Annotated in this window: 19 protein-coding genes and 1 tRNA gene; 10 read left to right on the top strand and 10 right to left on the bottom strand. The window is 68.6% G+C overall.

Annotated elements, in window-relative coordinates:
- Positions 1 to 244 precede the first annotated feature (244 nt).
- Genes boxC through AC1RL8_RS29880 form a run of 4 tightly spaced genes read left to right on the top strand, consistent with a single transcriptional unit; the run spans position 245 to position 5,168 of the window.
- A complete protein-coding gene (gene boxC / locus AC1RL8_RS29895; RefSeq protein ID WP_307696802.1) occupies positions 245 to 1,918 on the top strand; it encodes a 2,3-epoxybenzoyl-CoA dihydrolase in 1,674 nt (557 codons plus the stop codon).
- A 34-nt stretch (positions 1,919 to 1,952) separates the two neighbouring features.
- Positions 1,953 to 3,380: a benzoyl-CoA 2,3-epoxidase subunit BoxB gene (gene boxB, locus AC1RL8_RS29890; protein WP_062470322.1), complete on the top strand. Its 1,428-nt coding sequence runs from the start codon at positions 1,953 to 1,955 to the stop codon at positions 3,378 to 3,380.
- A 50-nt stretch (positions 3,381 to 3,430) separates the two neighbouring features.
- Entirely contained in the window at positions 3,431 to 4,711 is a 1,281-nt protein-coding gene (gene boxA, locus AC1RL8_RS29885; RefSeq protein WP_492686836.1) for a benzoyl-CoA 2,3-epoxidase subunit BoxA, read from the top strand.
- 10 nt (positions 4,712 to 4,721) lie between these two features.
- Positions 4,722 to 5,168 (top strand): MaoC family dehydratase, encoded by a 447-nt coding sequence (locus AC1RL8_RS29880; protein WP_492686837.1) that lies wholly within the window; start codon positions 4,722 to 4,724, stop codon positions 5,166 to 5,168.
- 97 nt (positions 5,169 to 5,265) lie between these two features.
- Here AC1RL8_RS29880 and AC1RL8_RS29875 read toward each other — a convergent pair whose 3' ends face one another.
- Positions 5,266 to 5,742, bottom strand: a complete 477-nt coding sequence (locus tag AC1RL8_RS29875; protein WP_062470328.1) for a hypothetical protein — start codon at positions 5,740 to 5,742, stop codon at positions 5,266 to 5,268.
- 249 nt (positions 5,743 to 5,991) lie between these two features.
- On the opposite strand from AC1RL8_RS29875, the gene AC1RL8_RS29870 reads away from it, so the two are divergent.
- The 3 genes from AC1RL8_RS29870 (at position 5,992) to AC1RL8_RS29860 (ending at position 7,484) form a co-directional block, all read left to right on the top strand.
- Complete coding sequence (locus AC1RL8_RS29870) at positions 5,992 to 6,453, top strand: RrF2 family transcriptional regulator (protein WP_354346103.1); 462 nt, start codon at positions 5,992 to 5,994, stop codon at positions 6,451 to 6,453.
- Positions 6,443 to 7,345: an NAD(P)/FAD-dependent oxidoreductase gene (locus tag AC1RL8_RS29865; RefSeq protein WP_492686838.1), complete on the top strand. Its 903-nt coding sequence runs from the start codon at positions 6,443 to 6,445 to the stop codon at positions 7,343 to 7,345. The genes AC1RL8_RS29870 and AC1RL8_RS29865 overlap by 11 nt, the downstream gene beginning before the upstream one ends.
- Positions 7,346 to 7,408: 63 nt before the next feature.
- Positions 7,409 to 7,484 (top strand) — tRNA-Gly (locus AC1RL8_RS29860).
- Between the two features lie 55 nt (positions 7,485 to 7,539).
- On the opposite strand, the gene fahA is transcribed toward AC1RL8_RS29860, so the two are convergent.
- The 7 genes from fahA to AC1RL8_RS29825 are packed head-to-tail and all read right to left on the bottom strand — an operon-like array spanning position 7,540 to position 13,775.
- On the bottom strand, positions 7,540 to 8,862 hold the full coding sequence (gene fahA, locus AC1RL8_RS29855; RefSeq protein WP_492686839.1) for a fumarylacetoacetase: 1,323 nt from the start codon (positions 8,860 to 8,862) through the stop codon (positions 7,540 to 7,542).
- 2 nt (positions 8,863 to 8,864) lie between these two features.
- Complete coding sequence (locus AC1RL8_RS29850; RefSeq protein WP_095743084.1) at positions 8,865 to 9,671, bottom strand: cyclase family protein; 807 nt, start codon at positions 9,669 to 9,671, stop codon at positions 8,865 to 8,867.
- Positions 9,672 to 9,724: 53 nt separating this feature from the next.
- Positions 9,725 to 10,519, bottom strand: coding sequence for an ABC transporter permease (locus AC1RL8_RS29845; protein ID WP_492686840.1), 795 nt, complete (start codon positions 10,517 to 10,519; stop codon positions 9,725 to 9,727).
- On the bottom strand, positions 10,516 to 11,286 hold the full coding sequence (locus AC1RL8_RS29840) for an ABC transporter permease (protein ID WP_070061386.1): 771 nt from the start codon (positions 11,284 to 11,286) through the stop codon (positions 10,516 to 10,518). Before AC1RL8_RS29840 ends, AC1RL8_RS29845 begins: the two co-directional genes overlap by 4 nt.
- Positions 11,279 to 12,064, bottom strand: a complete 786-nt coding sequence (locus tag AC1RL8_RS29835; RefSeq protein WP_139703481.1) for an ABC transporter ATP-binding protein — start codon at positions 12,062 to 12,064, stop codon at positions 11,279 to 11,281. The genes AC1RL8_RS29840 and AC1RL8_RS29835 overlap by 8 nt, the downstream gene beginning before the upstream one ends.
- Complete coding sequence (locus AC1RL8_RS29830) at positions 12,061 to 13,008, bottom strand: ABC transporter substrate-binding protein (RefSeq protein WP_139703483.1); 948 nt, start codon at positions 13,006 to 13,008, stop codon at positions 12,061 to 12,063. The genes AC1RL8_RS29835 and AC1RL8_RS29830 overlap by 4 nt, the downstream gene beginning before the upstream one ends.
- Entirely contained in the window at positions 13,005 to 13,775 is a 771-nt protein-coding gene (locus AC1RL8_RS29825) for a TetR/AcrR family transcriptional regulator (RefSeq protein WP_492686842.1), read from the bottom strand. The genes AC1RL8_RS29830 and AC1RL8_RS29825 overlap by 4 nt, the downstream gene beginning before the upstream one ends.
- Before the next feature lie 100 nt (positions 13,776 to 13,875).
- Here AC1RL8_RS29825 and AC1RL8_RS29820 point away from each other — a divergent pair, with 100 nt between their 5' ends.
- Positions 13,876 to 15,870, top strand: a complete 1,995-nt coding sequence (locus AC1RL8_RS29820; RefSeq protein ID WP_492686843.1) for an acetoacetate--CoA ligase — start codon at positions 13,876 to 13,878, stop codon at positions 15,868 to 15,870.
- A gap of 31 nt (positions 15,871 to 15,901) precedes the next feature.
- Positions 15,902 to 16,345: a YbaY family lipoprotein gene (locus AC1RL8_RS29815; RefSeq protein WP_082817958.1), complete on the top strand. Its 444-nt coding sequence runs from the start codon at positions 15,902 to 15,904 to the stop codon at positions 16,343 to 16,345.
- 33 nt (positions 16,346 to 16,378) lie between these two features.
- Here the strand turns inward: AC1RL8_RS29815 and AC1RL8_RS29810 are convergent, their stop codons facing one another.
- Together AC1RL8_RS29810 and AC1RL8_RS29805 are read right to left on the bottom strand one after the other, a co-directional pair.
- On the bottom strand, positions 16,379 to 18,343 hold the full coding sequence (locus tag AC1RL8_RS29810; RefSeq protein WP_492686844.1) for an adenylate/guanylate cyclase domain-containing protein: 1,965 nt from the start codon (positions 18,341 to 18,343) through the stop codon (positions 16,379 to 16,381).
- Positions 18,344 to 18,569: 226 nt separating this feature from the next.
- Complete coding sequence (locus AC1RL8_RS29805; protein WP_492686845.1) at positions 18,570 to 19,283, bottom strand: 2OG-Fe(II) oxygenase; 714 nt, start codon at positions 19,281 to 19,283, stop codon at positions 18,570 to 18,572.
- 120 nt (positions 19,284 to 19,403) lie between these two features.
- Between AC1RL8_RS29805 and AC1RL8_RS29800 the strand changes: the two genes are divergently transcribed.
- Complete coding sequence (locus AC1RL8_RS29800; RefSeq protein WP_369630816.1) at positions 19,404 to 19,910, top strand: GFA family protein; 507 nt, start codon at positions 19,404 to 19,406, stop codon at positions 19,908 to 19,910.
- Positions 19,911 to 19,927: the final 17 nt, after the last annotated feature.

Raw genomic sequence — 19,927 nt, 5'->3', positions numbered from 1 at the left:
GCACTGGGTGCTTCCCGCAGCGAAATCAAGGAGGAGGGCGAAGCCCGGGGGACATTCGCGGAGGGAAGTACCCGGTGTCCTGCGCACGCCCCCTGATCCCTCGTCTACCTGAAATCTGAAAAAAAGCACAACAGGCATTGACTTGCCTGTTTGCATGCAGCATGATGCATGTCATCGGAACAAGGAAGTGCATTATTATTCCTGTTCACGGTTTTCTGAACACAGCCCCACAGGAGACTTCCGCATGACCGACACCACGCTCCAGGCGCCCCAGCGCGTCGACTACCGCATCGAACCCGCCCAGTACCGCCACTGGTCGCTGAGCTTCGACGGCGCCATTGCGCGCCTCACGCTCGACATCGCGGAAGACGGCGGCATCCGCCCCGGCTACAAGCTCAAGCTCAACAGCTACGACCTGGGTGTGGACATCGAGCTGAACGACGCGCTCAACCGCATTCGCTTCGAGCACCCCGAAGTGCGCAGCGTGATCGTCACCAGCGGCAAGGACCGCATCTTCTGCTCCGGCGCCAACATCTTCATGCTGGGCGTTTCCAGCCACGCCTGGAAGGTGAACTTCTGCAAGTTCACCAACGAGACGCGCAACGGCATGGAAGACACCTCCAAGCACTCGGGCCTGAAGTTCCTCGCGGCCGTGAACGGCGCCTGCGCCGGCGGCGGCTACGAGCTGGCACTGGCCTGCGACGAAATCCTGCTGGTCGACGACCGCTCCTCGTCCGTCTCGCTGCCCGAAGTGCCGCTGCTCGGCGTGCTGCCCGGCACCGGCGGTCTGACCCGCGTGACCGACAAGCGCCACGTGCGCCACGACCTCGCCGACATCTTCTGCACCAGCGTCGAAGGCGTGCGCGGCCAGCGCGCGGTCGACTGGCGCCTGGTCGATGCCGTGGCCAAGCCCGCGCAGTTCCCCGCCGCCGTGCAGGAACGCGCCACCCAACTCGCCGCCGGCAGCGACCGCCCCGCTGGCGCCAAGGGCGTGGCCCTGACCCGCGTCGAGCGCACCGACAGCGCCGACGGCATCGCGTATGCCAACGTCAACGTGCAGATCGACCGCAGCAAGCGCACCGCGACGATCACCGTGAAGGCGCCCACCGGCGCGCAGCCGGCCGACATCGCCGCCATCGAAGCCGCGGGCGCCGCCTGGTGGCCGCTGGCCGTGTGCCGTGAACTCGACGACGCCATCCTCAACCTGCGCACCAACGAACTCGACGTCGGCACTTGGCTGCTCAAGACCGAAGGCGACGCCGCCGCCGTGCTCGCATCGGATGCCGTGATGTTCGCGAACAAGGACCACTGGCTGGTGCGCGAAACCATCGGCGGCCTGCGCCGCACGCTGGCGCGCCTCGATGTGTCGTCGCGCAGCCTGTTCGCGCTGGTCGAGGCCGGCTCGTGCTTCGCCGGCACGCTGGCCGAGCTGGCCTTTGCGGCCGACCGCACCTACATGCTCGCGCTGCCCGACGACGCCGCGCGCGCACCGAAGCTCACGCTCAACGAATTCAACTTCGGCTTCTTCCCGATGGTGAACGACCAGAGCCGCCTGCAGCGCCGCTTCTACGAAGAGGCCGCCCCGCTCGAAGCCGCGCGCGCCGCCGCCGGCCAGGCGCTCGACGCCGACGAGGCCGTCAAGCTCGGCCTCGTCACCGCCGCGCCCGACGACATCGACTGGGACGACGAGATCCGCATCGCCATCGAAGAGCGCGCCGCCATGTCGCCCGACGCGCTCACCGGCCTCGAAGCCAACCTGCGCTTCGCCAGCAAGGAGAACATGGCCACCCGCATCTTCGGTCGCCTCACGGCCTGGCAGAACTGGATCTTCAACCGTCCCAACGCCGTCGGCGAAAAGGGCGCCTTGAAGGTCTACGGCACCGGTCAAAAAGCCGGCTTCGACCTGAACCGCGTTTGAGCACAGAGCAGTCCGCACAACCCAAGGAACAACGATGAGCACGATCAACTACAGCGAGAAGATCCCCAACAACGTCAACCTCGGCGAAGACCGCACGCTGCAGCGCGCGCTCGAAGGCTGGCAGCCCAACTTCATCAACTGGTGGGACGACGTGGGCCCCGAAGGCTCGACCAACCACGAGGTGTACCTGCGCACGGCCGTGAGCGTCGACCCGCAAGGCTGGGCCCAGTTCGGCCACGTGAAGATGCGCGACTACCGCTGGGGCATCTTCCTGAACCCGGGCGACGCCAACCGCGAAGTGCACTTCGGTGACCACAAGGGCGAGAAGGTCTGGCAGGACGTGCCCGGCGAACACCGCGCCAACCTGCGCCGCATCATCGTCACGCAGGGCGACACCGAGCCTGCGTCGGTCGAGCAGCAGCGCCACCTGGGCCTCACCGCGCCGTCGATGTACGACCTGCGCAACCTGTTCCAGATCAACGTCGAAGAAGGCCGCCACCTGTGGGCCATGGTCTACCTGCTGCAGAAGCACTTCGGCCGCGACGGCCGCGAAGAGGCCGACGCGCTGCTGCAGCGCACCTCGGGCGACGCCAACAACCCGCGCATCCTGGGCGCCTTCAACGAGAAGACGCCCGACTGGCTCGCGTTCTTCATGTTCACCTACTTCACCGACCGCGACGGCAAGTTCCAGCTGGCCGCGCTGGCCGAGAGCGCGTTCGACCCGCTGGCACGCACCACGAAGTTCATGCTGACCGAAGAGGCGCACCACATGTTCGTGGGCGAGAGCGGCGTGTCGCGCGTCATCGCGCGCACCGCGCAGGTGATGAACGAGCTGAAGACCGACGACGCGCAGAAGATCCGCGCCGCCGGCTGCATCGACCTGGGCACCATCCAGCGCTACCTGAACTTCCACTACTCGGTGACCATCGACCTGTTCGGCGCCGACCAGTCGAGCAACGCTGCCATCTTCTACAGCTCGGGCCTGAAGGGCCGCTACGAAGAAGGCAAGCGCGACGACGACCACGTACTCAAGGGCCAGACCTACAAGGTGCTCGAGGTCAAGGACGGCCAGCTCGTCGAGAAGGACGTGCCGATGCTCAACGCCCTGAACGAAGTGCTGCGCGACGACTTCATCAAGGACTCGGTGGCCGGCGTCGGCCGCTGGAACAAGGTGCTCGAGAAGGCCGGCATTCCCACCCGTCTGGTCGTGCCGCACAAGGCCTTCAACCGCCAGATCGGCGCACTCGCCGGCATCAAGATGTCGCCCGAGGGCCGCGTGGTGAACGACATCGAATGGGCCGCCAAGCGCGACGAATGGCTGCCGAGTTCCGAAGACTTCGCTTTCGTGGCATCGTTGATGGGCCGCGTGATCGAGCCGGGCAAGTTCGCAGGCTGGATCTCGCCGCCGGTGATGGGCATCAACCGCCAGCCCGTCGATTTCGAGTACGTGCGTTTCGGCTGAGCACCTGGATATGAAGCCCTCGTCCCCACGGCGAGGGCATGGAGAACAACATGGACATGGTCGTTGAAGCCGGGGTCATCAAGCAGCACCTGATCGACCCCGAGATCTGCATCCGCTGCAACACCTGCGAGGCGACCTGCCCCGTGAACGCGATCACGCACGACGACAACAACTATGTCGTTCGTGCGGATGTCTGCAATGGCTGCATGGCCTGCATCTCGCCGTGCCCCACGGGCTCGATCGACAACTGGCGCACCATGCCGCTGGTGCGTGCGTACACCATCGAAGAACAGCTCACGTGGGAAGAACTCCCCGCCGAGCTCTCGCCCGAAGAACTCGAGGCGGCGGGCGTGTCCGGCGCAGCCGCCGAGGCCGCGGAAGTGCCTGCCCAGACGCAAGCCCAGGCCGCTGTGCAGGGTACCGAGCCCGCCTTCAATTCCGCGCAGTACGGCGCCAGCGTGCCGCCCTGGTCGGCCGCGCACGCCTACACCAACCTCTTTCCGCCGAAGACGCCGACCACCGCCACCGTGGTGGGCAACTTCAACTGCACCGAGGCCGGCTTCGACAGCGAGACCCACCACATCGTGCTCGACTTCGGCGTGGTGCCGTTCCCGGTGCTCGAAGGCCAGTCGATCGGCATCGTGCCGCCGGGCGTCGATGCCATCGGCAAGCGCCACCATGCGCGCCAGTACTCGGTGGCCAGCCCGCGCAACGGCGAGCGGCCCGGCTACAACAACGTCTCGCTCACCGTGAAGCGCGTCACCGAGGACCACGAGGGCGACCCGGTGCGCGGCGTGTGCTCCAACTACGTGTGCGACCTCAAGGTGGGCGACACCGTGCAGGTGGTGGGGCCCTTCGGCGCATCGTTCCTGATGCCGAACCACCCCAAGTCGCACATCGTGATGATCTGCACCGGCACCGGCAGCGCCCCCATGCGCGCCATGACCGAATGGCGCCGCCGCCTGCGCAAGAGCGGCAAGTTCGACGGCGGCAAGCTCATGCTGTTCTTCGGCGCGCGCACGCAGCAGGAGCTGCCGTACTTCGGCCCGCTGCAGTCGCTGCCGAAAGACTTCATCGACATCAACTTCGCGTTCTCGCGCACGCCGGGCCAACCCAAGCGCTACGTGCAGGACCTGATGCGCGAACGTGCCGCCGACCTGGCCGCGCTGCTGAAAGACGGCGCCAGCCACTTCTACGTGTGCGGCCTCAAGAGCATGGAAGAGGGCGTGGTGCTCGCACTGCGCGACGTGGCGAAGGAAGCGGGGCTGGACTGGGACACCGTCGGTGCGCAACTCAAGCGCGAAGGCCGCCTGCACCTCGAAACGTACTAAGCTGCGGCGGATGCAGTTCGCCGACTTCCATGCAGGCCAGGTCATCGAGGCCGGGCCTTATGTGCTCACCGAAGCCGAACTCGTGCAGTTCGCGCGGGCCTACGACCCGCAGTGGTTCCACACCGACGCCGAGGCGGCGGCAGGCAGCCCCTTCGGCGGGCTCATCGCGAGCGGCTGGCACACCTGCTCGATCGCGATGCGGCTGGTGGTCGAGGCGGCGCTGGCCGGTTCTGAATCGTTCGCGTCGCCCGGGCTCGAACACATGCGCTGGCCGAACCCCGTGCGACCCGGCGATGCGCTGCGGCTCGTGGCCGACGTGATCGAGGTGCGTCGCTCCGAAAAGCGCCCCACGCTCGGCATCCTGCGCTGGCGCTGGAGGCTGTTCAACCAGCGCGCGCTGGTGGTGCTCGACACCGAAGTCACCAGCCTCTTCAAGCTGCCTGCCCCCGACCTCTGAACGACACAAGCCCGCAACGCTTTGGCGCTGCGGGCTTGATTACTTGCGGAGCGATGCGCTGCAACAGCCGCGTCCGGCCGCTGCAGCTTGGACCTGCTTACTTCTTGTGCAGGTCGACCGCGCCCGAGCCCTGGGCCTTGCCGCTGGCCTTGGCGCCGGCCGTGGCCGGTTTCACGGCGCCGCCCACGGCGCCAGCGGCACCGGTCGCGCTGTTCACGGTGCTGCCCACGGTGTTGGTCACACCGCCGACGGCTTGCGTCGCGCCGCCCACGGCGCCGGTGGCACCGCCGACCGCACCCGTGGCCGTGCCGAGCACGCCACCGACGGCATTGCCCACGCCGCCGGTCGCGCCGGAGGTGGAGGTGTCCGCGTTGGCATCGGCCGACGCACCGGTCTGCGCGCGAGCGCCTGCTGCGCCGCCTTGTGGCGTCGCGCCGGTGCTGCCCGAGGCCTTCACATCGGCGTTGACCCCCACGCCGACCCCGACGCCTTGCGCCTGGGCCGTCCCGCCGAGGGCCAGCAGGCCCGCCAGCATGGCGCCGATGAAGATGCGGTTGGTTGCATGTGTAGTCATGAGTGACAGTTCCTTTCGTTGCTGAGTCACGGTTTGCAGAACCGACCGGGGTTCGATCGATTCGGGGGCAACCATGACGGGCCGGCAGGTTGTCGCCATGTGCGGCGCGTTCGCTCGACGCTGTGGGAATCGGCCGTCGGCGGAATCGGGGGCTCGTGCGTTAGGGCGGCGTTTGCAAATCCCCGCCCGATCCGGGGTTTCTTGGCGCGATGCGCCACGTCATCGAAAACATGCAACTCATAATGTTGCATGAAACGAGACAGCAAGCTTTCCGGTGTGCTCCACGTGCTGCTGCACATGGCCGAGCTGGACGCCCCCATCACCTCCGAGGCGCTCGCCGCGGCGATGCAGACCAATCCCGTGGTCGTGCGCCGGCTCATGGCGGGCCTGCGGCAGGCCGGCTTCGTGAGTTCGGCGAAGGGGCATGGCGGCGGCTGGGTGCTGTCGTGTTCGTTGAGTTCGGTGACGCTGGGCGACATCCACAACGCCGTCGGCGCGCCCGCGCTGCTGGCCATGGGCAACCGCACCGAGAGTCCGGGCTGCATCGTCGAGCAGGCGGTGAACGCGGCGCTCGACGGCGCCTGCCAGGAGGCCGAGGCGCTGCTGCTGCGGCGGCTCAACGGGATCACGCTGGCCGATCTCTCCAGGGACTTTCATCGCCGTATGACGGGTGGCGGCTTCACCGCGAAGGACATCGCACATGCGCCATGACGCACTCATCGTGGGCGGCAGCTTTGCCGGCCTCTCCGCCGCCATGCAACTGGCGCGCGCACGCCGGAAAGTCTGCGTGGTCGACGCGGGTGCACCGCGCAACCGCTTCGCCGCGGCTTCGCACGGCTTCTTCGGGCAGGACGGCATGCCGCCGCTGCAGATGATTGCCGATGCGCGCGACAAGCTGCTCGCCTATCCGTCGGTCACCTTCGTCGAAGGCACGGTGACTGCGGCGACGGCCGATGGCGCGGAGGGCTTCACGGTTTCATTGAACGGCGGGGAACAGCTGTCGACGCGCAAACTGTTGCTGGCCTTCGGCGTGCAGGACGGCCTGCCGGACATTCCCGGCCTCGGCGAACGCTGGGGGAAGAGCGTGCTGCACTGTCCTTACTGCCACGGCTACGAGTTCGGCGACCGTCCGCTGGGCGTGCTCTTTCACAGCGCGCACCCGCCGGACCACGCGTTGCTGATCGCCGAATGGGGCCCGACCACGCTCTTCCTGAATGGTGAGGAAGGGCCAGATGCCGAGGCACGCGCCCGGCTGCAATCACGCGGCGTGGCCGTGGAGCCCGGGCGCATCGCCGGCCTCGAAGGGCAGGGGACGGACCTCGCGACCGTGTGCCTGGACGACGGCCGGCACGTGCCGATCGAGGCGCTGTTCGTGGCGCCGCACACGCGGCCGACCAGTCCGCTGGCCGAGCAGCTGGGCTGCGCGTTCGACGACGGCCCGACCGGCCGGGTGCTGCGCGTCGATGCGATGAAGACGACCACGGTGCCCGGCGTGTACGCGGCGGGCGACGTGGCGATGGCTTTTTCCAACGCCACGCTGGCCTCGGCCGACGGGCTGTTCGCCGGGGTGTCGATGCACCGCGCGCTGGTGTTCGGCGCCTGATTTCAAATTTTTTCGGGGGAAGATGGCAAACAGCCTCAAACCACCCTATAATCTGAGGCTCACGCGGGAATAGCTCAGTTGGTAGAGCGCAACCTTGCCAAGGTTGAGGTCGAGAGTTCGAGACTCTTTTCCCGCTCCAAATCGCATGAAAAAGGCCACCTCACCAGGTGGCCTTTTTCATTGGCGCGCCGCCTTTATCCTCGCGCCGGCAGCACGGTCCCCCGGCTCTCGCCGAAACCGATGCGCGCATGGCCGGGCTTCTCGCACCAGCCGCGCAGCAGCACCGCATCCCCGTCTTCCAGGAAACCGCGCGTCTCGCCGTTGGCCAGCGTCACCGGGGTTTGGGCCGCGCGCGTCAGCTCGATGATCGCGCCGGCCTCGCCCTCGCCGGGGCCCGAGATGGTGCCGCTGCCGAACAAGTCGCCCGGGTTCAGGCTGCAGCCGCCCACCGTGTGGTGCGCCACCATCTGCGCAATGCTCCAGTACTGGTGCCGGAAGCTCGTGCCCGACAGGCGCGACGGCCCGGTCTTCTGCGCGCGCGCCTTTTCGCTTTCGAGCCACACCTCGAGCCGGATGTCGAGCGCGCCGCCTTCGCGGTTCGCGCTGCTCTCCAGGTAGGCCAGCGGTTGCGGCTCGTTCGCGGGCCGCGTCCATGCCTGACGGTAGGGCGCCAGCGCTTCCATCGTGACGATCCACGGCGAGATCGTGGTGGCGAAGTTCTTCGCCAGGAAGGGCCCGAGCGGCGCCATTTCCCAGAACTGGATGTCGCGCGCCGACCAGTCGTTGAGCAGGCAGAGACCGAAGATGTGCTCTTCCGCGCGCGCGAGCGGAATCGCCTCGCCCTGCGCATTGCCCTGGCCGATCCACACGCCCAGCTCCAGCTCGTAGTCGAGCCGCGCGCAGGCCTGGTAGGTCGGCGCCTTCGCGCCGGGCGCCATGGCCTGGCCCATCGGCCGGTGAAAGCGCTGGCCGCTCACGCCGATGGTCGACACGCGCCCGTGGTACGCGGTCGGCACCCAGCGGAAGTTGGGCGTGACGTCGCCGTCGGGGTTCATCAGGCGGCTGATGTTCAGCGCGTGGTCGATCGAGGTGTAGAAGTCGGTGTAGTCGCCGATGCGCGCGGGCACGGTGTATTCGACCTCGGCCTGCGGCACGAGGCAGCCGCGCAGGTCGTTCACTGTCGCGGCGGGCGCATCGCTGTGCAGCAGCGCGAAGACCGCATGGCGCAGCGCCTGCCAGGCGGGCGGGCCGAGCGCGAAGAAATCGTTCAGCGCGGGCAGGGCGGCCGCGCGCGCCGCATCGAGCGCCAGGCCGTCGACGTGCGAGCCCGCGGCCAGCGCCGCGAGGTCGAGCACCTGGTCGCCGATGGCCACGCCGCCGCGAAACGGCTCGGGGCTGCCGGTGCGGCGGAACATCGCATACGGCAGGTTCTGGATCGGAAAGTCGCTGCCCGCGGCGTTGGCCGAAGCGACCCAGCTGCGGGCGCCAACGTCGTGCGTGTGGTTGAGTTCGATCATGTTCACACCGACGCCATCAACGCGTCGTCGAAGATCGCCACCGCGCGCGTCCAGCCCGCAGAAGCGCCGCGGATCTTGTGCGGGAAGCAGCTGATGAAAAAGCCCGTGGGCGGCAGCACCTCGAGGTTGTGCAGTTTCTCGATGTGGCAGTAGCCGATGTCGCGCCCGGCCTTGTGGCCTTCCCAGATCAGCGAGGCGTCGTGCGTCTCGCCGTACTTCTTGGCGGTGTGCACGAAGGGCGCATCCCAGCTCCACGCGTCGGTGCCCGTGAGGCGCACGCCGCGTTCCAGCAGGTACATGGTGGCTTCGTAGCCCATGCCCGCGCCGGCCGACACATAGTCGGGGTTGCCGTAGCGCGAGCCGGCGCGCGTGTTGACCACCACGATCTCCAGCGGGCTCAGCGTGTGGTTGATGCGCTTCAACTCCGCCTCGACGTCGGCGGCCGTGACCACATAACCGTCGGCGAAGTGGCGAAAGTCGAGCTTCACGCCGGGCTGGAAGCACCACTCGAGCGGCACGTCGTGGATGGCGATGGCGGGCTTCTTCTCGCCCAGTGCCTTGTCCATCGTCGAGTGGAAGTGATACGGCGCATCGAGGTGCGTGCCGTTGTGCGTGGACAGCTGCACCAGCTCCACGGCCCAGCCTTCGCCGTCGGGCAGGTCTTCTTTCTTCAGGCCGGGAAAGAAGGGCTCGATCTGCTCGAAGGTGTGCTCGTGCGTGAAGTACTGGATCTTCGGCGCGAAGGCCGGCGGATCGGACAGCACGTCGTTTTCGAGAAAGATCGACAGGTCGACGAACTTGCGTGGCATGGCGAGGCTCCTTGTGGGGTGTAGGTTTTGAAGGAATCGGTCGAATGAATCGGTCAGGGCTGCTGCCACCGCAGCAGGCGCTTTTCTGCAAAGGCCAGCAGCGCGTTGCTCACGAAGCCGATGAGCCCGAGCAGCACGATGCCGGCGAACAGGTCGCTGGCGCGGAAGGCGCGCGCCGCCAGCAGGATGGCCTGGCCCAGGCCGCTTTGCGAGGCGATCATTTCGCCCACCACCGCGACGATCAGCGCGATGGTCAGCGCCAGCCGCATGCCGGCCAGGATGTCGGGCATGGCATTGGGCAGGCCCATCTTCCAGATGTACGCGGTGCGCGACATCTGCAGGCAGCGTGCCACTTCCGACAGGCGCGGCTCCACCGCCGCGAAGCCGTGCACCGTGGCCAGCAGCACCGGCCACATCGCGCCGAAGGCGACCACGAACAGCACCATCCCGGGGTTCAGCCCGAAGATCGAAATGGCCAGCGGCAGCAGCGCCGACGCAGGCAGCGGGCGGATGAACTCCAGCGTCGGCTGCACCCACGCGCGCACCGCGGGCGACACGCCGATGGCTGCGCCCAGCAGCACGCCGAAGAGCGACGCCAGCAGCCAGCCTTCGACCATGCGGCCGACCGTGGCCTGCGTGAAGGCCAGCAGTTCGCCGTTGCCATCGTTGCCCGCAGAGAGATTGAGCCCTTCGAGCAGGCTCGCGAACGTGGCCTGCGGCGTCGGCAGAAACACGCGGCTGACCCAGCCCGCGTTGCTCGCCACCCACCACAGCGCGACCAGCGCGAGCAGCACGCCCACCGAGCCCAGCCACCCCAGACCCAGTCGGCCGTTGCGGTTGTTGTTCATGGCTGCACCCCCATGCGTCGCGCGACCCAGGCCTGCAGGCGCACCATGCCCGCGTTGACCGCGAAGCCCACCACGCCGATCCAGCCCAGCCACGCGAGCATCAGCGCGGGGTCGAAGCTCTGCTGCGCGATCATCATCGCGTAGCCCATGCCGTGCGGATTGGCGGCGATCTCGACCGTCACGGCGACCACCAGCGCCACGGCCACACCGAGGCGCAGCGCGACGAAGAGGCGTGGCACGATGGCCGGCAGCACGATCTTGAAGGCACGTTCGCGCGCCGACAGCCCGAGCACGCGGCTCACCTCGAGCAGCCGGGGCTCGATCTGCTGCACCGCCGACTGCACCAGCACCAGCAGCGGCCAGAAGGTGGCGAAGGCGACGATGGCCACTTCCATGCGCACGCCGAAACCGAAGCCCAGCATCGCGAGCGGGATCAGCGCGACCGAAGGCACGGGGCGCAGCACCTCGATGGAGACAGCGCCCAGCTGCGCCGCACGGCGCGAGAGCCCGAGCACCAGCCCGAATGCAATGCCGAGCACCGCACCCAGCAGCAGGCCGAGTGCCGCCGTGCCGAGCGTGAAGCCCGTGGCCTGCCAGAGCGAGCCGTCCATGGCCGCGCCGACGAAGGCCTTCGCCGCCGCGCTCGGCGGTGCGAGCGCATCGCTGCCCAACGCCGCCGCGCGCCGCGCGTACCACTCGAAGGCGCCGACCAGCAGCGCGGGAAACACCCACGGCCGCAGCCAGCGAAAGAGGCGGCCTTCAGTCATGGCCCTGCTCGATGAAGGCGAACAGCTCACGCCGCAACTGCAGGTACTCCGGATGCTCCTTGGTCGTCAGCTGGTCGCGCGGGCGCGGGATCTTCACGTCGATCATCCGCGCCAGGCTCGGCCGCCCCGGCCCGGGGTTGGCCTGCAGCGCGATCACGCGGTCGCCGAGGTAGATGGCTTCTTCGAGGTCGTGCGTGACGAACAGCACCGTGAGCCCGTCGTCGCGCACCAGCCGTGCGAGCTCGTCCTGCAGGCTCTGGCGCGTGAGCGCGTCCAGCGCGCCGAAGGGCTCGTCCATCATCATCAGCTCGGGCTTCTGCGCGAGGCAGCGCGCAATCTGCGCGCGCTGCTGCATGCCGCCCGACAGCTGCACCGGAAACTTGTGCGCGTGCTTGGCGAGCCCGACCTTGCCGAGCACATCGGCGATGCGCGGCGCCCGCTCGGCCGCGGGCACGCCGGCCGCTTCGAGCGCGAGGCTCACGTTGCCTTCGACCGTGCGCCACGGCAGCAGCGCGCGGCCGTAGTCCTGGAACACGAAGGCCACTTCGCGCGAGGGCGCCGTCATCGGCACGCCCTTGCGCCGCACCTCGCCGGCGCTGGCCGTGACAAGGCCGCTGGCCGCGCGCAGCAGCGTGGTCTTGCCGCAGCCGCTCGGGCCGACGATGCACACGAACTCGCCGCGCGCCACGTCGAACGAGGTGGGCGACAGAATCTCGCGCCCGCCGAGGCGGATGGTGACGCCGTCGAAGCGCAGGAAGGAATCGGCGGCCGCGCTCACTTGGCGATCAGCTTCGCAACGTCGATGTTCGTCTTGAGCATGTCCTGCTCCTTCATGAGCCCGGTCCAGTAGCCCAGCTGCTTGTCGGTGACCACGGGGCCGGGCGGCGAGACCTGCACCTTGGCCAGCACCTCGGGTGGCAGCTTGATGTACTTGCCGATCGCCGTGCGCACCTTGGCGTCGTTCTTCGGCTGCTGGATGAAGGCGCCGGCCTCGACCAGCGCCTCGCGGAAGGCGCGCGCCGTGGCGGGATTCTTCGCCACCCATTCGCGCTTGGCCGCGTGCACGATGGTCTGGTTGTTCTCGGGCAGGAAGGTCGAGTAGTACGAGGCCACGTAGCCCGCGCCGCTCTCGGTGATGCGGCTCATGAACGGGTCGGCCGACACCACCGCGTCGACCGAGCCACCGCGCAGCAGGTCGGCGTGCTGGGGGAACGCGGCCTCGATGAAGTTGACCTTGCGGTAGTCGACGCCGCTGTCCTTCAGCCACGCGCGGAAGGTCACGTGCAGGAAGGCGCCCAGGCCCGGCACGCCGATCTTCTTGCCCACGCAGTCCTGCGCGCTCTTGATGCCCGAGCCCGCGCGCGCCACCAGGCCGAAGCCCGTGATCGTCTTCGAGGTGAGACCGCCGCCGGCCACCAGCACCAGGTCGAGCCCGCCGTCCACCGCCTGCAGGAACACCGAGGGCGTGGGCCCGCCGATCTGCAGCGAGTCGGACTGCAGCGCGGCCGGGATGGTGGAGTTCAGCGGAATGAACTTCAGCTCCACGTCGAGGCTGCGCTTCTTGAAGTAGCCCTCTTCGGCCGCCACGAAGACCGAGGCGAAGTCGGTCACCGCGGTGTAGCCGAACACGATCTTCGGGTGCGCCTGCTGGGCGCGCGAAGGCAACGAGGCGGTGGCCGATGCGGCCGCGAGCGCCGACAGCAGGGTGCGTCTTTTCATCATGGCTGGGGTCTCCTGGGGATGGTCTTTTTCGTGCGTGAGGGCTTGGTGGCGGCGGCCTTCGACGTCGCCTTCGGTTTCGGCAGCGCGGCGCGCAGGCCGCCGGCGATGAAGTTCACGAGCATCGGCGCCACGGCCGGGTCGGCGCGTGTGTTCTCGCCGCGCGAGAGCCGTTCGATGCGGCTGTCGGTCAGGTGGTGCAGCAGCGCGCCCAGCGCGAACTGGTAGCCCCATGCGACCTGGCTGCGCGTGGCGTGCGGCAGCGCCACATGCAGCGCGTCGATGTAGGCCTCGGCCAGCGGGTCGAAGTAGCCGCGCAGCACGCGGTCGGCTTCCTCGGTGGCGTGGTACAGCTCGCGCGCCACCAGCAGTGCGTAGTACTCGCCCTCGGTGCTCGCGCGCAGCGCCAGCACGGGCGCGGTGAAGGCCTCGATGATGCGCGGCAGCGTGCGCGCGTCGTCGGGGTCGATGGTCACGGCCGCGAGGCGCGCCAGCCGCTCGTCGATGCTGTGGCTCCAGTGTTCGAAGATCGCGTGGAACAGCTCGTGCTTCGGGCCGAAGTAGTAGCCCACCAGCGCGAGCGGCACGCCGGCTTCTTCGGCGATCTGGCGGATCGTCACGGCGTGGTAGCCGTGCTGCGCGAAGAGCTTCTCGGCCGCCAGCAGGATCGCCTGGCGGCGGTCGGGCCGCGCGGGCTCGGGCGCGACGGTCGAGGCGCGTGATGCAGGCGAGGCGCTGCGTTTTCGGGCCGGCGGTGTGCGAGCGTTCATGGGGGCGTATTGAACGGCTGTACAAAAATGTTGAACACACGTACAAACCCTGAGGTCAACCCTCATTGAGCACGGCCGTTCGCGGCGCTACGCTCGTGGCATGCCCGCTCCCAACATCCCCCAGATCCGCCTTTATCAGAACTGGCTGCGCGACACGCGCGGCCTGGCCTTCGACAGCTACGACGCGCTGTGGCGCTGGTCCGTCACCGACCTCGATGCCTTCTGGCAGAGCATCTGGGACTACGCCGGCCTGCACTCGCCCACGCCGCACACCGCGGTGCTCGCCGAACGGCGCATGCCCGGCGCGCGCTGGTTTCCCGGTGCGCAGGTCAACTACACGCGCGAGGTGCTGCACCACGCCGACGCGGCCCATGCGGCCGGCCTGCCCGCCATCGTCAGCGACAACGAACGCAGCGAGGTGCGCGAGCTGTCGTGGCCCGAACTGCGCCGGCAGGTGGCCTCGGTGGCGCTCACGCTGAAGTCGCTCGGCGTGCGCCGCGGCGACCGCGTGGCCGCCTACATGCCGAACGTGCCCGAGACCATGGTGGCCTTTCTCGCGTGTTCCAGCATCGGCGCGGTGTGGAGCGTGTGCGCGCCCGACATGGGCACGGCCGCCGTGGCCGACCGCTTCCGCCAGATCGAGCCCACGCTGCTGATCGCGGTCGACGGCGTGCACTACGGCGGCAAGCCGCTCGATCGCAGCACCGTGCTGCAGGAACTGCGCGGCCAGCTGCCGAGCGTGCAGAAGCTGCTGCTCGTGCAGTCGCCCTTTGCTGCGAACGCGGTGGCGCACGACGTCGAATGGCAGCAGGCCATCGCGCGCGACGATGCCGAAGTCGCAGCCTTCGAGCCCGAGTGGCTGCCCTTCGACCACCCGATCTGGATCGTCTATTCGAGCGGCACCACCGGCCTTCCCAAGCCCATCGTGCACGGGCAGGGCGGCATCCTGCTGACCATGCACGCCTGCGGCCTGCACAACGACGTGGGCGCGAGCTACGGTGCCAACAACTTCGGCGAGCGCTACCACTGGTACAGCTCCACGGGCTGGGTGATGTGGAACTCGCAGCTCTCGGGCCTGGCCTTCGGCGCCACCATCTGCATCTACGACGGCAACCCGGCGGGCAGCAAGGACAAGCCCGACTGGGGCGTGCTGTGGCGCTTCGTGGCGAAGCACCGCGTCACCTTCTTCGGCGCGGGCGCGGCCTACTTCACCAACTGCATGAAGGCGGGGCTCGTCGCGAAAGACTGCGGCGACCTGTCGCGCGTGCGCGCGCTCGGCAGCACCGGCTCGCCGCTGCCCGACGAGGTGCAGCGCTGGGGCTCGCAGCAGATCCTCGACGCAGGCTCGAAAGAGGTGTGGTGGTGCAACATCTCCGGCGGCACCGACTTCTGCGGCGCCTTCGTCGGCGGCAACCGCGAGCTGCCCGAAGTGCCGGGCCAGATGCAATGCCGCGAACTCGGCCATGCGGTCGAGGCCTGGAACGAGCAGGGCCAGCCGGTGATTGGCGAGGTCGGCGAGCTGGTGTGCACGCAGCCCATTCCGTCGATGCCGCTGTACTTCTGGGGCGACGAAGGCAACGCGCGCTACGTGTCGAGCTACTTCGACACCTACCCGGGCGTGTGGCGCCACGGCGACTGGATCAAGATCGGCAGCGACGGCGGCTGCATCATCTACGGCCGCAGCGACGCCACCATCAACCGCCAGGGCCTGCGCATGGGCACGAGCGAAATCTACAGCGCGGTCGAAGGCCTGCCCGAGGTGCTCGACTCGATGGTGGTCGACCTCGAATACCTGGGCCGCGACAGCTACATGCCGCTGTTCGTGGTGCTGCGCCCCGGCGTGGCGCTCGACGAGGCCATGCGCACGCGCATCCACAACGCGATCAAGACCTCGCTGTCGCCGCGCTTCGTGCCCAACGACATCTTCCAGGTGGCCGAGATTCCGCGCACGCTCTCGGGCAAGAAGCAGGAGCTGCCGATCAAGAAGTTGCTGCTGGGCCAGCCCATCGAGAAGGTCGTGAACCGCGAGGCGATGGCAAACCCCGGCAGCCTGGATTGGTATGTGGCTTTCGCCGCGCAGCGGGCCTCCGCATAATGGGGCGATGAAAAGACGCACCAGCCTCCTCATGCTCTCCGCCGTTGCCGGCGCCTCCGTCCTGAGCGCCTGCGCGGGCGGCTCGCCCGGCACGCCGGCCCAACCCGCCGCCGCACCGCTGCGCGTGACGGGCACCGTGGCCTACCGCGAGCGCATCGCGCTCGACCCCGCGGCCGAAGTGCGCGTGCAACTGCTCGACGTGTCGCGCATGGACGCGCCCTCGGTCGTGCTCGCCGAGCAGCGCATTCCCGCCAACGGCAAGCAGCCGCCTTTCGCCTTCGAGCTCAGCGTCGATGCCGCGCGCATCGACCCGCGCATGCGCTACGCCGTGGCGGCGCGCATCACGCGCGGCGAGCAGCTGCTGTTCATCAACGACACGCAGTATTCGGTGCTCACGCAGGGCAACGGCACGACCGCCAACCTGATGCTGGTGCGCGTGGCCACGCCACCGCCGCCGCCGCGCCCCTCGCGCTGATCGACCCCAACCCGCGCGACAGGCTCGCGCGGATCAGGTCAGCAGTTCGTGCAGCACCATGCGCGTCTGCCGGCCGCGCAGCTCCACCAGCTCTTCGATGCGCCGCGTGGCCAGCCGGCCGTTCAGGGCCGCGTAGGTGACTTCCGAGATCAGCATGCGCGTGCCCAGCTGGCGGTTCGCGCCTTCGATGCGGCTGGCCACGTTCACCACGTCGCCGAACGCCGTGTACGACAGCCGGTCGTTCGAGCCCAGCACCCCCGCCACCACCACGCCCGTGTGAATGCCGATGTGCGTGCGGAACTCGGGCAGGCCCTGTTCGGCCCACTGCCGGTTGAGCTGGTGCATCTCGGCGTGCAGCTCGAGTGCGGCGCAGCAGGCCTTGTACTCGGCGTCTTCCAGGTCGGCCGGCGCGCCCCACAGCACCATGATGCCGTCGCCGATGAACTTGTCGATCACGCCGCCGTGGCGCGCGAACACCGCGGCCGCGAGGTTGAAGTACTCGGTCAGCTGGCGCACCAGCACGTCGGCCGCGATCGATTCGGAGATCGACGTGAAGCCTTCCACGTCGGTGAACATCACCGTCACCTGGCGCGGCGAGCCGTTGGGCGCGAGCGCGTGGCCCTGCGCCACCAGCTGGTTGATCACGTCCACCGGCACGAACTTGCTGAAGGCCTTGAGGCTGCGCGCCGAATCGTCGAGCGCCTGGTCCAGGTGCTGGATTTCGAGCACGCGGCTGGGCTCGCGCGGCAGGTTGTCGAGCTCGAGGCGGCCGATGCGGTGCGCGATGCGCGAGAGGTTCTCGACCGGCGCGGTCACCAGCTTCGACAGCTTGAGCGACATGTACAGCGCCAGCCCCAGGAACACCAGCGCGAGCAGCAGCGACCACGCCACCGCGCGGCGCAGGCCACCCAGCAGCACGTCTTCGGGCACCCAGCTGACGAGCTGCCAACCGGTGGCGGGAATGCGCGAGGCCTGCACCAGGTAGCGCCGCCCTTCGTGGCTGAAGGCGAAGGCCTTGTCGCTGCCGCTGCCGGCGATGCCGTCGGCCACCATCTGTGCGTTCAATGCGCCGAGCGCGCCCGTGGGCGCTTCCAGCGTGTGCAGCACGCCGGGCATGTCGCTGCGCGCGAGCACCTTGTGGTCGGCACTGAGCAGCGCGCTGTTGCCGTTGCCGTTGCGGCTGAACAGGCGCACGAACTCCGACAGCCGGCCCAGCGACACGTCGCCCGCCACCACCATCGCCTGCGGGCTGCCTTCGGACTGGCGGCGCTGGCTCGGCAGCGCGTAGGTCACGCCCAGTTCCTGCGCGGCGGCGAACACGTAGGGACTGGTCCACACCGGCCCCTGTGTCTTGCGCGCCTGCACGAACCAGCTGCGCTGCGTCGGGTTGTAGTTGCTGCGGTAGGCCTCGACGCGCTGCGTGGCAAAGCGCTGCTGCACATCGGCCTCGGAACCCAGCGGCAGCTTGTACTGCCAGGTCTCGGTGGTGAAGTCGGCGCTGCGCGCGATGTGGCGGATGGCCGGCACCGGGTAGCGCAGCGCCATCAGCATCTTGCCCTCGACGTTCGCCACGTAGACGCTGTCGAGTTCGGGCGATTGCTGCAGCAGCGTCCACAGGAGCTCGGCCGTGCGCTCGACGTTCTCGCCCGCGGGCGTGAGGCTGGGCGAGCTGCCGATCGCGCCGACTGCCGACTCGGCCTTGGCCAGGAAGGCCAGCACCTTGTCTTCAGTGCGGTCGTGGTTCGACTTGTGCGCCGAGGTGCCGATCGTCGTCACCAGCCGCTGCGAGCCCCAGTAGCCCAGCGTGACCAGCAGCAGCGACTGCGCGAGCGCCACGGCACTGACGATGGAGCCGACATCGACCCGGAAGCGACGCGGGCGTCGGGGCGGCGGACTCTCGGCGGTGGAAGGGGACGGGGATGGTGGCACCGGCGTGGTGACGTGCGCGAAAGACGGGCGACCCGTCCCATCCGGAGGCCCGGACGATTCCTTGTACATACAGCTCCCTGACGACAACTCGGAACGGACCCCGGCTCCTCCTCACGAGGTCGTGGTCCGGCGTCCGGAGGGTGTTGCGGGGCCGATCGTGTGCGCCGGCCATCCTGGCAATCCCCCGGATGCGCGCGGGATTTTCGCCTGTATTTGGTACATGTGTGCAACTTTGCACGCTTGGTGCGATGTTGCTGCGCCCGAGGGCTTGATTGCGAACGGACGTTCGTTCTATTCAGCGCGCGTCGTGAAAGATCAGGCCCAGCGTGTGGCGCTGTCCGCTGCGCACGCGGCTCACGCCGTGGCGCATCGTCACGCGGTAGCTGCCGCGCGTGCCCGCCACGGGCCGCTGGTTCACCGCGAAGACCACGGCCTCGCCCTGCGCGAGCGACACCACCTCGGCGCGCGACTGCATGCGCGGGCGTTGCTCGGTCAGCACGAACTCGCCGCCCGTGAAGTCTTCGCCGGGCCGGCTCAGCAGCACCGTGAGCTGCAGCGGAAATTGCAGGTCGCCGTACAGGTCCTGGTGCAGGCAGTTGTAGTCGCCCTCGCCGTAGCGCAGCAGCAGCGGGGTGGGGCGCAGCTGGCCCGCCGCATGGCAGCGCGCGAGGTAGGCCGCGTGGTCCGGCGGGTAGTTGGCCGGCTGGCCCATGGCCGCAGCCCAGGCATTGGCCAGCGGCGCGAGGCGTTCGTACAGCGCGCTGCGAAACGCCACGAGCCTGGACGGCAGCGGGTTCGCGAAGTACTGGTACTCGCCCTGGCCGAAGCCGTGGCGCTGCATGACCACGCGGCTGCGAAAGCGCGCGCCTTCGTCGTACATGGCCGTGAGCGCGGCGCATTCCGCGGGCGTGAACAACGCCCCGATGACGGCGCAGCCGCGCGCGGCGAGGTCGGCATCGATGCGGGGCCAGTCGAGGGCGTGGATGCGGGCGGTGACGGAAGAACTCATGCGGGCAGTGTCGCGTGGCGGCCGGGTGCGGGCTCGCCGTTTTCGGACGCGGTTTTCGATGGGGCAGGGCCCGGCTTGAGCGATCATCCCGGAGACCCAGCCTGAAAGCATTCACATTCAATGAGCACCCAGAACCACACCCCCCAAGACACCGCCAACGACTGGCAACTCCCCTGGACCGGCGGCTGCCGCTGCGGCCAGGTGCGCCTGCGCATCACCGCACCGCCGCTGCTGGCCATGGCCTGCCACTGCACCGGCTGCCAGCGCATGAGCGCCAGTGCGTTCTCGCTGTCGTTGGCCATCCCCGCGCCGGGCTTCGAAGTGGTGTCGGGCGAGCCCGTCATCGGCGGGCTGCACGGCGAGGAGTCGCACCACTTCTTCTGCCCGCACTGCAAGAGCTGGATGTTCACGCGCACCGAGGGCATGGACTATTTCGTCAACCTGCGCGCCACCATGCTCGACCGGCACGAATGGGTCGCGCCCTTTGCGGAAACCTGGACCGACGAGAAGTTGCCGTGGGCCACGACGCCCGCGAAGCACAGCTTCGGCACCTTGCCTGCGATGGATGCCTTTCCGGCGATGATCGAAGCCTATGCGCGGGAAGGCGCCCGGCCCGCGAAGGGCTGATCACGCCGCGCCAGCCA

It is taken from the genome of Variovorax sp. GW822-FHT04E09 (assembly GCF_058800845.1).
The sequence above is the reverse complement of the archived record's forward strand: the minus strand, read 5'-3'. Positions and strand labels throughout refer to the sequence as shown.